The sequence below is a fragment of the Gluconacetobacter johannae genome (genome assembly GCF_014174305.1).
GTDB classification, from domain to species: domain Bacteria; phylum Pseudomonadota; class Alphaproteobacteria; order Acetobacterales; family Acetobacteraceae; genus Gluconacetobacter; species Gluconacetobacter johannae.
In genome coordinates, this window is sequence record NZ_JABEQH010000003.1 from 140,066 (window position 1) to 155,536 (window position 15,471).

At 70.2% G+C, this 15,471-nt stretch carries 8 protein-coding genes; 7 read left to right on the forward strand and 1 reads right to left on the reverse strand.

Features of this window, described 5'->3' with window-relative positions; genetic code table 11:
• Positions 1-70: 70 nt before the first annotated feature.
• Positions 71-1,210, forward strand: coding sequence for a glycerate kinase (locus HLH21_RS03245; protein ID WP_182941190.1), 1,140 nt, complete (start codon positions 71-73; stop codon positions 1,208-1,210).
• 12 nt (positions 1,211-1,222) lie between these two features.
• Here HLH21_RS03245 and HLH21_RS03250 read toward each other — a convergent pair whose 3' ends face one another.
• Positions 1,223-2,500 (reverse strand): MFS transporter, encoded by a 1,278-nt coding sequence (locus tag HLH21_RS03250; protein ID WP_182941193.1) that lies wholly within the window; start codon positions 2,498-2,500, stop codon positions 1,223-1,225.
• 301 nt (positions 2,501-2,801) lie between these two features.
• On the opposite strand from HLH21_RS03250, the gene glgA reads away from it, so the two are divergent.
• From glgA to treY, 6 genes are all read left to right on the forward strand, one after another.
• Complete coding sequence (glgA, locus tag HLH21_RS03255) at positions 2,802-4,457, forward strand: glycogen synthase GlgA (RefSeq protein ID WP_182941196.1); 1,656 nt, start codon at positions 2,802-2,804, stop codon at positions 4,455-4,457.
• Between the two features lie 63 nt (positions 4,458-4,520).
• A complete protein-coding gene (glgB, locus tag HLH21_RS03260; protein WP_182941199.1) occupies positions 4,521-6,740 on the forward strand; it encodes a 1,4-alpha-glucan branching protein GlgB in 2,220 nt (739 codons plus the stop codon).
• Complete coding sequence (glgX, locus tag HLH21_RS03265; protein WP_182941201.1) at positions 6,737-8,845, forward strand: glycogen debranching protein GlgX; 2,109 nt, start codon at positions 6,737-6,739, stop codon at positions 8,843-8,845. The genes glgB and glgX overlap by 4 nt, the downstream gene beginning before the upstream one ends.
• A gap of 25 nt (positions 8,846-8,870) precedes the next feature.
• Positions 8,871-10,634, forward strand: coding sequence for a malto-oligosyltrehalose trehalohydrolase (gene treZ, locus HLH21_RS03270; protein WP_182941204.1), 1,764 nt, complete (start codon positions 8,871-8,873; stop codon positions 10,632-10,634).
• Positions 10,627-12,693 (forward strand): 4-alpha-glucanotransferase, encoded by a 2,067-nt coding sequence (malQ, locus tag HLH21_RS03275; protein WP_182941207.1) that lies wholly within the window; start codon positions 10,627-10,629, stop codon positions 12,691-12,693. Before treZ ends, malQ begins: the two co-directional genes overlap by 8 nt.
• Entirely contained in the window at positions 12,690-15,455 is a 2,766-nt protein-coding gene (gene treY, locus HLH21_RS03280; RefSeq protein WP_182941210.1) for a malto-oligosyltrehalose synthase, read from the forward strand. Before malQ ends, treY begins: the two co-directional genes overlap by 4 nt.
• Positions 15,456-15,471 lie beyond the last annotated feature (16 nt).

Below are 15,471 nucleotides of genomic sequence, written 5' to 3' on the forward strand. Positions count from 1 at the left end.
TCAAGCCCGCCAAGGCGTTTCTGCCTTACCGTCATGGGCGCCCCAAGAGCCACCGACCCAGGAGCCGGCGATGAAGATCGTGATTGTCTGTGATTCCTTCAAGGAAAGCCTGTCGGCGCTGGAGGTGGCTGATGCGATCGAGGCCGGTTTTCGCGAGATCTATCCGGAGGCGACCTATGTGAAGCTACCGGCCGCCGACGGCGGCGAGGGCACGGCCGAAGCCCTGGTGGTGGCGACCGGTGGCCGGATGCTGCGGCGGAGGGTGACAGGGCCGCTGGGCGAACCGGTCGAGGCCCATTTCGGCATCCTGGGCGACGGACGGACCGCCGTGGTGGAAATGGCCGCCGCCGCCGGCCTGATGCTGGTGCCGCGCGGGCTGCGCGACCCGTTGGCGGCCACGACGTACGGCGTCGGGGAACTGATCCTGCAAGCCCTGGACCACGGCTGCCGTCACATCATCCTGGCCCTGGGCGGCAGCGCCACCAATGACGGCGGGGCCGGCATGGCGCAGGCGCTGGGCGCGTCGCTGCGCGACCGGTCGGGGGCCGAACTGCCGTTGGGCGGCGGCGCTTTGGGCCGCCTGGCGACGATCGACATGGCGGGACTGGACCCCCGGCTGGCCGACTGCCGGGTCGAGGTGGCGTGCGACGTCGACAATCCGCTGACCGGCCCGCATGGGGCGTCGGAAATCTTCGGGCCGCAGAAAGGGGCGACGCCCGAGATGGTGCGGCTGCTGGACGACGCTCTGGCGCAGTACGGGTGCGTGCTGGAGCGCACGCTGGGCCGGGCGGTGGGGGCCATTCCCGGCGCAGGCGCGGCCGGTGGCATGGGGGCGGGGGCGATCGCCTTCCTGGACGCCGCCCTGCGCCCCGGCGTGGACATCGTGATGGAGGCGCTGGGCCTGGATGCGATCGTCGCGGATGCCGACCTGGTCATCACCGGCGAAGGGCGGATCGACGGGCAGACGGTGCATGGCAAGGCCCCCGTCGGGGTCGGCCGCGTCGCCCGCCGCCATGGCCGGCCGGTCATCGGCATCGCCGGGTCGCTGGGCGCCGACGCGCAGGCAGTGCATGCCCACGGCATCGACGCGATTTTCAGCGTGGTGAACCGGCCCTGCACCCTGGACGAGGCCCTGGCCGAAGCCGCCGTGAACGTCCGCGCCACCGCGCGGAACGTGGCGGCCGCCACCGCCCTGCTGCGTCCGCGCTGAAGATATTGCCAATCAGCCCGGATCGCCTGGGGGGACGAAGGCTGGCAGCAGGGTGGGGTGTGTCCGCGCGTTCAGCAGGGTCAGCGTGACGATGCCGCAGGCGGCGGCCCCGACCACCAGCATCATCGCCGGCGCGAGGTTGCCGCCCGTGTGCGATGCGATGCCGTTTTCGATCAGGCCGGTGCTGGCGGCCAGCAGGTTGCCAAGCTGGTACGCCACGCCGGGAAACGTCGCGCGGACATCCGGTGGGGACAGTTCGTTCAGATAGGCCGGGACCACGCCCCACGCGCCCTGGATGCAGAACTGGATCAGCACCGCGCCAAGGCCGATCTCAGTCGCCGAGCCGGACAGCGCCCAGAGCGGCAGCAGCGGCAGCGCCAGGCCGGCGGCCAGCGCCATGGCGCGCGGCCGGCCGATCCGTTCGGACAGGATGCCGAAGCACAGGCCCCCCGCGATGGCCGCCAGGTTGTACAGCACCACGATGAGGGTGATGGTCGGATGGGCGATGTTCTTCTGCAGGGCCAGGAAGATCTTGGGATACAGGTCCTGCGACCCGTGGCTGAGGAAATTGAACGCCGTCATCAGGCCGACGGCATAGAGGACCAGCGGCCCGTGACGCCGCAGCAGTGGCAGGACGGCCCCGCCGCCCGCATCGCCTGCCGTTTCGCCGAGCGTGTGCCTCGCGTGCCGTCGCGCCAGCCAGACCGGGCTTTCCTTCACGAAGAGGGCGATATAGACGACCGAGACCACCGACGTCGCGCCCAGCACGAACAGCCCGCGCCAGCCCAGTGCGGGCAGCAGCAGGAACAGCAGCGACGCCAGCAGATATCCCGCGGGATATCCGGCCTGCAGCAGCCCCGACGCCATGCCGCGCCAGCCGGCGGGCACGGTTTCCATGGTCAGCGATGTCCCCACCCCCCATTCGCCGCCCAGCGCCACCCCGAACAGCAGCCGCAGGGCCAGGAACAGACCCAGCGTGGGGGCGGCGGCCGACAGCAGTTCGATGCAGGAATAGGTCAGGATGGTCGCCATCAGCACGGGGCGGCGTCCGTAGCGGTCCGCCGCCCGTCCGAACAGGTACGCGCCCACCGGGCGGCTGACCAGGGTCAGCGTCGGGGCCAGCAGGATGGTCTCCAGCGTGGTTGCGAAGCTGCGGGCGACATTGTCCAGCGTGAAGAGGACGATGAAGAAATCGCACGCATCCAGCATCCAGCCGAGGAAACAGGCGGCGATGACGTGACGCGCGTCGGCGGCGGTGCGCGTCTGGGGGGGAAGGGACAGGACATTCATCGGCGCGGATGGTTCCTCGGGGTTTCGCGATGTCCTTTCGTTTCTAGCCGGAACCCGCAGGCCGGATAGCTCGGTGGCGGATCACGAGATGGGCAGATGGCTGACAATCGGGTGAGCCCGGTGGCCTCGCGGCTGTCGCCGGCCGGTCGTGATTTCGGATTATTGATGAAAATGTCGTTAGTTTTCTCTTAATATCACTTTCCTGTGAAGGGTGTGCCATCGGGCATTCCGGCTCGTTAGGCACACAGATCGGCGGCGGTCGCGCGCCGTCGTCCTCCCCCGCACCAGGAAGGCCAGAAAGATGGATCGACACCACCAGGTTCCGTCCAGTTCGGTCCAGGTGCTGTCCGTCGCGTCCGAGATGTTTCCCTTCGTCAAGACCGGGGGGCTCGGCGACGTCGTCGGTTCGCTGCCCGTGGCCTTGCGGGCCGAGGGCGTGGCGGTCGCGACCCTGCTGCCGGGGTATCCCGCAGTGCTCGATGCACTGGAAGGTCCGGTCCGGGTGGCCGAGATGACGCCGTTGCCGGGGGTCGAAGTCGCCCTGCTGGAAGGCACGGCGGCGGGCCACCGCCTGCTGGTGGTGGACAGCCCCGCCCTGTTCCGGCGCAAGGGCAACCCCTATCTGGGCCCCGATGGCGTGGACTGGCCGGACAACGGCGTCCGCTTCGCAACCTTGTCGCGCGTGGCGGCCACGATCGCGCAGGGGCATGTCGCCGCGTGTAGGCCCGACCTGGTGCTGGCCCATGACTGGCAGGCCGGCCTGACGGCCGCCTACCTGCATTATGACGGGCAGCCGGCGGCGCCGGTCGTCCATACCATCCACAATCTCGCGTTCCAGGGGCGCTTTCCCGCGCGGGACCTGGAACGCTTCGGCCTGCCGCCTCATGCTTTCGCCATGGACGGCGTGGAATATCACGGCGATATCGGGTTCCTGAAGGCAGGGCTGCATTTCGCCACCTGGATCACCACCGTGTCGCCGACCTATGCGCGTGAAATCCAGAAGCCGGAATGGGGGATGGGGCTGGACGGCCTGCTGCGTAGCCGGTCGGACCGTCTGGTTGGCATCCTGAATGGAATCGACACGGACGATTGGAACCCCGCGACCGACCCGGCCGTGCTGTTCCCCTACCAGGTGGGCGATTTCCGGGCGCGCCGGCCGAACAAGCGCGCGTTCCAGGCCGAATTCGGCCTGCGTCAGGATCCGGATGTCTTCCTGCTGGGCCTGGTCAGCCGCCTGACCGGGCAGAAAGGGGTCGATATCCTGGCCGACGTCGTGCCGCGCATCCTGGACGACCGGACGCAACTGGTCGTCGTCGGCAGCGGCGAGGCGGCGATGGAGCAGACCTTCGCCCGCCTGTCCCGCCGGTTTTCCGATCGCCTGGCCTGCCATATCGGCTACAGCGAACAGCTGGGCCATCGCCTGCAGGCGTCGGCCGACAGCCTGCTGATCCCGTCGCGGTTCGAACCCTGCGGCCTGACGCAGCTCTGCGCCAGCCGGTACGGGTGCGTGCCCATCGCCTCGCGCGTGGGCGGGCTGGCCGACACGATCATCGACGCCAACGCGGCGGCGATGTCGTGCGACGCGGCGACCGGCTTCCTGTTCTTCCCCACCGATCCCGATACGCTGGTCGCCGCGATCGAGCGCGGCGGCGCGATGTTCCGCGACCCGCAACGCTGGTCGCACCTGCAACGCAACGGCGCGCACTACGACGTTTCGTGGCGGCACAAGGCGCGGGAGTACGCGCAACTGTTCCGCCGGGTGCTGGGACGCAACGACGCCGCAGCTTCGGGCGCGGAGAAGGACATCATCCTGTCGCGGCGCGGCGCACACGGGCGACGGCCATGGCCACCCGGCCCGCCGGGCGCCGACATGCCGTCGCGGACCGGGCGCCTGGCCCGGCAGGCGGCGCGACGGTCGCGGGTGCGGGCCCACGATCCGTTTGTCCGGTCGCATTGATCCCGCCACCGCCCCGCGCCTTCCCCGCCGACGCCCGATGCTCGCCAGACGGAATCCCGCCTCATGAATGCTGCCCGGACTGACAGTGCCTATCTCCTGCCCCCCGGGACCGAGGATCTGCTTCGCGGCGTCTGCGCCGATCCGTTTTCGGTGCTGGGACGCCACGCACATGGACGCAACGACATCGTGCGGGCCTTCTGCCCCGATGCGCGGGCCGTCAAGCTGGTGGTGCCGCGGCCGCGCTCGGCCCCCGTGGAACGCGCGATGCGCCGCGTCGACGACCGGGGGCTGTATGTCGGCACCGTGCCGGCGGGCGCGTCATACCGGCTGAAGATCGGCTGGGCCGACGGGTGGGAGGAAACCGAGGATCCCTATTCCTTCGGCCTGCTGCTGGGCGATCTGGACCTGCACCTGTTCACCGAGGGGCGGCATCGCGACCTCGATCGCGTCATGGGCGCCCAGGTGATGGACATCGGCGGCGTGACGGGCGTGCGCTTCGCCCTGTGGGCGCCCAACGCCTTCCGCGTGTCCGTCATCGGCGACTTCAACGTCTGGGACGGGCGTCGCCACCCGATGCGCCTGCGCCACGCGGCCGGGATCTGGGAATTGTTCATCCCGCGCATCGGCCCCGGCGAACGCTACAAGTACGAGATCCTGGACCAGGACCGCCGCCTGCTGCCGCCGAAGGCCGACCCGATGGCCCTGGCGACGGAACGGCCGCCGGCCACGGCCTCGGTCGTCGTCGATCCGCAGCTTTTCCCGTGGGACGACGAGGCGTGGATGAACGGCCGCGCCGCCCGGCAGGCGGACTCGGCCCCGTTGTCGATCTATGAAGTGCACGCGGCCTCGTGGCGGCGGCCGGAGGGCGACCCGGCCGGCATCATGCGCTGGGACGAGCTGGAACGGACGCTGATCCCCTATGTCGTGGATATGGGGTTCAGCCATATCGAACTGATGCCGATCATGGAGCATCCGTTCGGCGGGTCGTGGGGGTACCAGACGCTGGGGCTGTACGCGCCCTCGGCCCGCTACGGATCGCCCGCGCAGTTCGCCTCGTTCGTGAATGCCTGCCATCGGGCGGGGCTGGGCGTCATCCTGGACTGGGTGCCGGCGCATTTTCCCGCCGACACGCACGGCCTGGCCCGGTTCGACGGGTCATGCCTGTACGAGCACGAGGACCGTCGGGAAGGGTTTCATCCCGACTGGCACACGCTGATCTACAATTTCGGCCGGCACGAGGTCAGCGGCTTCCTGATCGGCAGCGCGCTGATGTGGCTGCAACGCTATCATGTGGACGGGCTGCGGGTCGATGCGGTGGCGTCGATGCTCTATCGCGACTACAGCCGCGAGGAAGGCGAATGGATCTCGAACATCCATGGCGGGCGCGAGAATCTGGAGGCCATCCAGTTCCTGCGCGACCTGAACACCTCGGTGGCCCAGTATTGTCCCTCGGCCATGGTGATCGCCGAGGAATCCACCGCCTGGCCGGGGGTCAGCCGGCCGGTCGCCGATGGCGGGCTCGGCTTCGCCTATAAATGGAACATGGGGTGGATGCACGACACCTTGCAGTACATGTCGCGCGACCCGCTCTGGCGGCGCTACCACCACTCCGAAATCATGTTCGGCCTGTACTACGCCTTTTCGGAACGGTTCATCCTGCCGCTGTCGCATGACGAGGTGGTGCACGGCAAGGGGTCGCTGCTGTCGCGCATGCCGGGCGACGACTGGCGGAAGCATGCGGGGATGCGGGCCTATTTCGCCTTCATGTGGGCGCATCCGGGCAAGAAGCTGCTGTTCATGGGCGGCGAACTGGCGCAGGTCCATGAATGGCACGCCGACGGCGAACTCGACTGGCGCGGGCTGGGCAACCCGATGGCGCGCGGGGTGCAGGCGCTGGTCCGCGATGTCAACCGCCTCTATCGCGTCCTTCCGGCCCTGCACCGCGAGGATTCCGTGCCGCAGGGCTTCGCCTGGGTCATCGGCGACGACAGCGACAATGCCGTCTTCGCGTGGCTGCGGCTGGCCCATGGCGCGCCGCCGGTGCTGGTGGTGTGCAACATGACGCCGGTGCCGCGCCCCTTCTATCGCGTGGGCGTGCCCGTGCCGGGGTACTGGCGGGAAATGCTCAATACCGACGCACAGGATTACGAGGGGTCGGGGGTTGGAAACGAGGGCGGCGTCCACACGACGCCCGACGCCGCGCATGGCTATGCCCAGTCCTGCGTCCTGACGCTGCCGCCGCTGGCGGTGCTGTACCTGTCGCCCGACGGGGGCCACGCATGATGCGCTTTCCCGCGCGCCTGACGGCGGGGTCCAACATGCCCCTGGGCGCGACATGGGATGGTCTGGGCGTCAATTTCGCGGTGTTTTCGGCCAATGCGGTGCGGATCGACCTGTGCATCTTCGACCCCTCCGGCCGGCGGGAAATCGCGCGTTTCGAACTGCCCGAACGTACCGATGAGGTCTGGCACGGCTACCTGCCGGACGCGCGGCCCGGCCTGCTGTACGGATTTCGCGCCTATGGCCCCTACGAGCCGCTGCGCGGCCACCGGTTCAACCCGCACAAGCTGCTGATCGACCCCTATGCCCGCGCCCTGCACGGGCAGCTCAGCTGGTCGGATTCGCTGTTCGGCTACCGGATCAACTCGCCGCGCGTGGATCTGTCGATCGACCGGCGCGACAGCGCGCCGGCGATGCCGAAATGCGTGGTCACCAACGACGCCTTCAATTGGGGCGACGACCGGCGACCGGGCGTGCCGTGGGACCGCACGGTCATCATGGAGGCGCATCTGCGCGGCCTGACCATGCGGCGGGGCGATCTGCTGCCGGTGGAACGCGGCACCTTCCGCGCCCTGACCGACCCGCAACTGATCGACCACCTGCTGCGGCTGGGCATCACGACGCTGGAGCTGATGCCCATCCACGCCTACGTCAAGGACCGGTTCCTGCTGGAACGGGGGCTGACGAACTACTGGGGGTACAACACGCTGGCGTTCTTCGCCCCCCATGCCGGCTATCTGGCCGAGGGCTCGCCCCACGAGGTCCGGACCGCGATCCGCCGCCTGCACGCGGCCGGGATCGAAGTGATTCTGGACGTCGTCTACAACCATACCTGCGAAGGGAGCGAACTGGGGCCCACCCTGTGCTATCGCGGCCTGGACAATGCCAGCTATTACCGCCTGGTTCCCGAAGCCGAACGGCATCTCATCAACGATACCGGCTGCGGCAACACGCTGAACCTGTCGCATCCGCGCGTGTTGCAGATGGTGATGGATTCGCTGCGCCACTGGGCGCGCGATTTCCATGTCGACGGGTTCCGCTTCGACCTGTGCTCGACCCTCGGGCGGGAAAGCTACGGGTTCGACCAGTCCTGCGGGTTCTTCGACGTCCTGCGACAGGACCCGCTTCTCTCCACGCTGAAGCTGATCGCCGAACCGTGGGATCCGGGGCCGGGCGGCTACCAGCTTGGCAACCACCCGCCGGGCTTTGCCGAATGGAACGACCGGTTCCGCGACACGGTGCGGCGGTTCTGGCGCGGCGACGGGTTGCAGCGGGGGGACCTGGCGGCGCGGCTCAGCGGGTCGGGCGACGTGTTCGACCGGCGCGGGCGGCGGCCGTGGAGTTCGCTGAATTTCGTGACCTCGCATGACGGGTTCACGTTGATGGACGTCGTCAGCTACGTCGAGCGTCACAATGACGCGAACGGCGAGAACGGGCAGGACGGCCATTCCGAGAATTACAGCGCCAACTGGGGCGTCGAGGGGCCGACCGACGACGCGGCGATCCTCGCCACGCGCGACCGGCTGAGGCGCGCCATGATGGCCACCCTGTTCCTGTCGCAGGGCACGCCGATGATCCTGGCGGGCGACGAATTCGGGCAGACCCAGCACGGCAACAACAACGCCTATTGCCAGGACAACAATACGACATGGCTGGACTGGTCGCTGGCCGAGGACCCGGCCGGCCGGGCGCTGTGCGCCTTCGTGGCGCGGCTGGCGGCGGTGCGCGCCGCACATCCGTCGGTGCGCTGGGGCGGCTATCTGTATGGCCATCGCGAGACCGAGCCCGGCCTGACCGACATCGCCTGGTTCGGCCCCGACGGCAATCCGATGACGCCCGCCTCCTGGAACGACGAAGGGGGCCGCGTGCTGGGCCTGTTGCGCTCGTGCACGGATGCTTGGAACGGGGTGGACACCACCTATCTGATCCTGAACGCGGGGGCCGAGGACGCACAGTGCAGCCTGCCGCCGGTGCCGGGGACATGGACGATGCTGGTGGACAGCGCCGACCCGGTGCGGGGCGAGGAATCACTGGGGCCGGTGACGCACTGGCGCGTTCCCGCACGCGGCGTCGTGCTGCTGGGGTTCGAGGCCCGGCGCAGGACATGAGGCGCAGGACATGAAGGGACCGGCCATGCGTACGACCCACGCTTTCACCTGCATGTCGGGCGCCACGCTGATCGGTCCGTCGCGCACGCGCTTTCGCCTGTGGGCGCCGTCCTGCGACGCGGTCGGGCTGGAAATCGAGGGCCTGCCGCCCATTTCGATGGACCGGCATGCCGAGGGCTGGTTCGGCGCCGTGGCGCCCTGCGGGGCCGGCGCGCGCTATCGCTATCGCGTGCGGCCCGACCTGGCGGTGCCCGACCCGGCGTCGCGCGCGCAGCCCGACGACGTCTTCGGCCCCAGCATGGTCGTCGACCCCCGGTCCTACGCCTGGGCGCACGCCGGCTGGCGCGGCCGGGCGTGGGAGGAAGCCGTCATCTATGAAATCCATGTCGGCGCGGCGGGCGGGTTTCGCGGGGTGCGGGACCGCCTCGCCGGCCTGGCGGCGCTGGGGATCACGGCGATCGAACTGATGCCGCTGTCGGAATTCCCCGGTGGCCGCAACTGGGGCTATGACGGGGTGCTGCCCTATGCGCCGGAATCGGCCTACGGCACGCCGGACGAGCTTAAGGCGCTGATCGACCATGCCCACGGGCTGGGGATGATGGTCTTCCTCGATGTCGTTTACAATCATTTCGGGCCGGACGGAAATTTCCTGGCCAGCTACGCGGCGCCGTTCTTTCGCCACGACCGCGCGACCCCGTGGGGGGTGGCCATTGATTTCCGGCTGCCGCAGGTGCGGACCTATTTCATCGAAAACGCGTTGTACTGGCTGATGGAATTCCGGTTCGACGGATTGCGCCTGGACGCCGTCCACGCGATCGTCGAACAGGACTGGCTGGTGGATCTGGCCGCCCGCGTCCGTGCCGAGACCGAACCCGGCCGCCATGTGCACCTGATCCTGGAAAACGAGAACAACGACGCCGCCCTGCTGGGCATGGGGTTCGCCGCGCAGTGGAACGATGATGGCCACAACGCCCTGCATGTGCTGCTGACCGGCGAGGATGAGGGATATTACAGGAATTTTTCCCAGGACCCGGCGGCCGACCTGGCCCGCGTGCTGGGGCAGGGGTTTGCGTTCCAGGGCCAGATGTTCCCGACGCTCGGCCGGCCGCGCGGCACGCCTTCGGCCGGCCTGCCGCCCAGCGCGTTCGTGCTGTTCCTGCAGAATCACGACCAGATCGGCAACCGCGCCATGGGCGAACGGCTGACCGCCCTGGCCGATCCGCACGCGCTGGCGGCGGCCTATGCGCTGCTGCTGCTGTCGCCGCAGATCCCGCTGATGTTCATGGGCGAGGAATGGGGATCGCGCCGGCCGTTCCAGTTCTTCACCAGCCATGTGCCCGAACTGGGCCGGATCGTCCGCGACGGCAGGCGCCGCGAATTCGCCGCCTTCGCCCATTTCAGCGACCCCGCGCGCCGCGAGACGATCCCCGATCCGAACGATCCCGCGACTTTCGCGGCCTCGGCCCTCGATGTGGCCGAGGCCGGGGCGGCGGCGTGCCGGGAGTGGCTGGCGCTGACCCGGACGCTGCTGGCGTTGCGCTTCCGCCATGTCGTGCCGCGCCTGCGCGGGGCGCGCGGTCTGGAGTCCGTGCCCATCGGGCCGGCCGCCGTGGCCGCGCGATGGGTGATGGGGGATGATGCGGTGCTGGCGATCGCGCTCAATCTGGGCGATGCGGCGGTCGATCTGCCGCCCGGCTTCGCCGGGCCGCTGCTGTTCGGCTCGCCCGATCCGCATGCGCTGCCGCCGCGCGGCGTCACGGTGCGCCTGACCGAGGCCGGCCATGAGTGATCCATCGCTACAGGCGCGGGCGCGGCAGGCGGGGCTGGCCACGTCCTGGCGGGGCACGGACGGGAAAATGCACCGGGTCAGTGCGGACAGCCTGCGTAGCCTGCTGCGGGTGCTGGAGGGCGGGCGCGCGTCGGCGGGCGGGGCCGGCCTGCCGGCGCTGGTCGTCGGGCAGGTCGATGTCGCCACGCCGCTGCCCCCGTTCGCGGTCTCGGTGGCGGCGGACGGCACGGTGCCGTTCCGGCTGGTGTTCGAGGACGGCGAAACCCTGTCCGGTCGTGCCGCGCTGTCCGCCGACGGGCGGGTCGTGCTGCCCGCCGTGAAGCGGATCGGGTATCACACGCTGGACATCGGGCCGGGGCGGACGATCCTGGCGATGGCGCCCCCGTCGTGCCGGACGGTGCGCGAACGCGCGGGCAACGGCGGAGGGCGGGCCTGGGGAATTGCGGCCCAGATCTATGGCCTGCGCGCGCCGGGCGATGGCGGCATCGGCCATTTCGGCGCCCTGGCCAGCCTGGCGCGGCAGGCGGCCACCGCCGGGGCCGATGCGCTGGCGATCAGCCCTGTCCATGCCATGTTCGCCGCCCGTCCGGACCAGTACAGCCCCTATTCGCCGTCCAGCCGGCTGTTCCTCAACACCCTGCTGGCGGATGCGTGCTGCTGGTTCCAGCCCCATGACGTGGCCTTGTCGGTACGCCGGCAGGGCATTCCCGAGGGGGCGCTGAAACAGCTTGAGGACGCGCCGCTGATCGACTGGCCGCGCGCGGCGGCCCTGCGGCTTCAGATCCTGCGCGGCCTGTATGACGACCATGTCCGCGCCCTGCCACCCGCCGAGATGACGGCATTCGTCCAGGCGCAGGGCCGCGCGCTGCACCAGCACGCGGTGTTCGAGGCGCTGCATGCCCAGCAGTTGCAGCGCGGCCCCAGGGGTGGAAACTGGCGCATCTGGCCGACGGCCCTGCGTAATCCCGACAGTCCGGAAGTCGCGCGCTTTGCCGAGGAACGCCAGCACGAGGTCGGGTTTCACCTGTTCCTGCAATGGCTGGCGGCCCGCAGCCTGGGGCAGGCGGGCCGCGCCGCGCAGGAGGCGGGGATGAAGATCGGCCTGATCGCCGACCTGGCGGTGGGCACCGACCCGTCCGGCAGCCAGTGCTGGATGCGCCAGGACGAATTCCTGATCGGCGCGTCGGTGGGCGCGCCGCCGGACCCGCTGGGCCCGATCGGGCAGAACTGGGGCCTGACGACATTTTCGCCCGGCGGCATGCAGGCCCACGGCTATCGCGCCTTCATCGAGACGCTACGGGCCGCCTTCGCCCGCCAGGGCGGCGTGCGGATCGACCATGTGATGGGCCTGGAGCGGCTGTGGATCATTCCCGACGGCGGCGCGCCGACCGACGGCGCCTACCTGTGCTTCCCGCGCCAGGACCTGATGCGTCTGGTGGCGCTGGAATCGTACCGGCACGACGCCATCGTGATCGGCGAGGACCTGGGCACCGTGTCGGCCGATTATCGCCGCCATGCCGAGCGGCGGGCGATCATGGGCATGAACGTGCTGTGGTTCCAGCGCGACCGGGCGGGCGGCTTCATGCCCGCGGCGCGATGGAACCGGAACGCGGCGGCGATGACCAGCACCCACGATCTGCCGACCGTCTCGGGCTGGTGGCTGGGCACGGATATCGGCTGGCGCAAGGCGTTGCGCCAGCTTCCGAAGGGGGCGCGGGTCGAGGACGCGCTGGCGGCGCGCGATCACGACCGCGCGGCCCTGTGGGCGGTGCTCCATACCGGGGGCGAGCCCAGCCCCATGCCCCCGGTCACCGAGGAGGGCGCGCGCATCGTGGCGGACGCGGCGGCGCGTTTCATCGGGATAACGCCCTCGCCGCTGGCGATCCTGCCGCTGGAGGACGTGCTTGGCCTGATCGAGCAGCCCAACCTGCCCGGCACCGTCACGGGCCATCCGAACTGGCAGCGCCGCTATCCCGGCGGGCGGGACCTCGCGCTGCTCTCGCGGCCCGAGGCCGCCCGCCGGCTGGGCCTGCTGCGTGACGGCAGGCGCGCCACATGACCGGCCTGCGCGCGACAATCCGCCTGCAATTCCATGGCGGCTTCACGCTGGACGACGCGGCGGCGCGGGTCGATTATTTCGCCGAGCTGGGCGTCAGCCATATCTATGCCTCGCCGCTGCTGGCCGCCCGGCCGGGATCGACGCATGGCTACGACACGATCGACTATGGCCGGATCAATCCCGAACTGGGGGGCGAAGCCGCCCTGGCCCGGCTGGTCGCGCGGCTGCGCGGCCGGGGGATGGGCCTGATCCTGGATATCGTGCCGAACCACATGGCGGTCGGCGGCAGCGGAAACCGCTGGTGGGACGACGTGCTGAGATGGGGAAAATCCAGCCGGTACGCGCATTTCTTCGATATCGACTGGACGCCCCCGGACAGATGGCTGCACGGGCGGGTGCTGCTGCCGTTCCTGGGCAGCCCGTATGGCGAGGCCCTGCGTAACGGCGACATCGTGCTGCATCATGACGCGCAGGACGGAACCTTCTTCTGCCAGCATTACGACCATCGCTTTCCGATCTGTCCCCGCAATTATCGCGACCTGTTCGACGGGGTCGATCTTCCGCCCCCCGTCGCCGACATCCTCGCGCATCTGCGCGCCGCCCCGCCCGCGTCGGCGGACGGCCTGCTGCGCGCTTTCGGGCAATGGGGCAGGACGCACGAAGGGGCGCGGACGATCGGCCGGGCGATCGGCCGGTACGATCCCGCCGCGCCGGGCGGGGGCGAGCGGCTGCATCGCCTGCTGGAACGCCAGCATTATCGGCTGGCCTGGTGGCGCACCGCCGGCGACATCATCAACTGGCGGCGATTCTTCGACATCACCGGGCTGGCCGGCCTGTGCGTCGAACATTCCGACGTGTTCGACGCCGTCCATGCGACGGTGTTCTCGCTGTACGCGCGCGGGCTGATCGACGGCGTGCGGGTCGATCATATCGACGGCCTGACCCGCCCGGCCGAATATTGCCGGCACCTGCGCCGGCGCCTGTCGGAACTGGCCCCCCTGCGGCCGCCCGGCGTGCCGCCCGGCGCCTCGATCCATGTCGAGAAGATTCTGGGGCCGGGCGAGGCCCTGCCCGAATCGTGGGGCGCCGACGGGTCGACGGGGTACGATTTCCTGGAACAGGTCGATGCCGTCCTGCACGACCCGCGCGGCGAGGCGCCGCTGACGGATCTGTGGATCTGGGCGGCGGCGGGCGCCGCGTCCTTCGGCGTCGAGGAGCGCGCGGCGCGCGGGATGATCCTGTCGGGCGTGCTGGGCGCGGAGTGCGGGCGGCTGGTGCATCTGCTGGGCGGGCTGGCGCGCCGTGAGGCGGGGACGCGCGATTTCACCGATGCCGCGATCATGCGCGTCCTGCGGCGGGTGCTGGTGCATTTTCCCGTCTACCGGACCTATGCCGGTGACATGTCCCTTGCGCCGGCGGCGGCCGACCGCAGGCTGCTGCGCCGGGCCTGCCGGGCCGCGCGGGCCGACCTGCCGCCCGCGCACGGGCCGGTGCTCGACTGGCTTGAAAAGAGGCTCGGCCCCGCCGGCATGGCGATGGGGGCCGGCGCGGCCATCGCCTGTTTCGAGCATCTCAGCGCGCCGCTCGCCGCCAAGGCGGTCGAGGACACGGCGTTCTATCGCTATGGCCGGCTGCTGTCGCGCAACGATGTCGGCACCCATCCCGCGCTGTTCGCCGGAACGGTCGATGCGTTCCACGCCGCGAACCTCGCCCGATTGCACAATTTTCCGCGCGCGATGCTGGCGACCGCGACGCACGATCACAAGCGGGGCGAGGATGCGCGCGCCCGGCTGGCCGTCCTGTCCGAAGCGGGTGAGGACTGGGCCCGCCAGGTGGGGGAATGGACCGACCGCAACGCCGCATTGCGCGGCCGCGCCCGTGGCGGCCCTGCGCCGGACCGGGCGGACGAACTGATCCTGTATCAGGTCCTGGCCGCGACATGGCCGATGACCGACGCCGCCCCGCACGCCAAGGCCAGCCGGATTTTTCGTGACCGCATCCAGGCCTGGCAGACCAAGGCCCTGCGCGAGGCCAAGCGGCACACCAGCTGGACCGATCCCGACCCGGCCTATGAGGAAGGTTGTCGCGGGTTCGTCGACGCCCTGCTGCATGCCGATCCGTCGAACGGGTTCCTGGCGTCGCTGGATGCCGTTGTCGGCCGCATCGCCCCGGCCGGCGCGCTGAACGGGCTGGGCCAGACGCTGCTGCGCCTGACCTGTCCGGGGGTGCCCGACCTGTACCAGGGGTGCGAATACTGGGATTTCAGCCTGGTCGATCCGGACAATCGCCGGCCGGTCGACTTCGCGGCCCGCCTGGCAAGCCTGTCGGCCGACGGCGACGTCACCGCCCTGGCGCGGCACTGGCGGGACGGCCGGGTGAAGCAGCGCCTGATCCAGGCGCTGCTGCGCCTGCGCCTGGCGCATCCCGCGCTGTTCGCCGAGGGGGCCTATGCCCCGGTCCGCGTGCTGGGTCCGGGGCGGGGCCACCTCGTCGCCTTTACCCGGACGCTGGACGATCTGTGCCTGCTGGTCATCGCGCCGCGCCTGCCCTTCGCGCTCGCGCCCGATCCGGCGGACCTGTCCTGCGCCGCCTTCCCGCCACGGGGCACGGTGCTGGACTGGCGGGACGACCTGCCCGGATCGTGGGCCTCGGTCATTCGTCCCGGACGGACCTGCGACGCCGCCGCCCTGCGACGGCTGGCGACGCTGGAGGGCGGCCTGCCGCTTGACGTGCTGATCGGACGGACGCGCCAGCCCGGTTGACGCGGCCCACTCTCCA

Bases quoted from the DNA above. Each gene is read 5' to 3' on its own strand.
- glgX (WP_182941201.1), top strand. From the start codon at position 6,737: ATGATGCGCTTTCCCGCGCGCCTGACGGCGGGGTCCAACATGCCCCTG.
- HLH21_RS03245 (WP_182941190.1), top strand. From the start codon at position 71: ATGAAGATCGTGATTGTCTGTGATTCCTTCAAGGAAAGCCTGTCGGCG.
- glgB (WP_182941199.1), top strand. From the start codon at position 4,521: ATGAATGCTGCCCGGACTGACAGTGCCTATCTCCTGCCCCCCGGGACC.
- treY (WP_182941210.1), top strand. From the start codon at position 12,690: ATGACCGGCCTGCGCGCGACAATCCGCCTGCAATTCCATGGCGGCTTC.
- treZ (WP_182941204.1), top strand. From the start codon at position 8,871: ATGCGTACGACCCACGCTTTCACCTGCATGTCGGGCGCCACGCTGATC.
- HLH21_RS03250 (WP_182941193.1), bottom strand. From the start codon at position 2,500: ATGAATGTCCTGTCCCTTCCCCCCCAGACGCGCACCGCCGCCGACGCG.
- malQ (WP_182941207.1), top strand. From the start codon at position 10,627: ATGAGTGATCCATCGCTACAGGCGCGGGCGCGGCAGGCGGGGCTGGCC.
- glgA (WP_182941196.1), top strand. From the start codon at position 2,802: ATGGATCGACACCACCAGGTTCCGTCCAGTTCGGTCCAGGTGCTGTCC.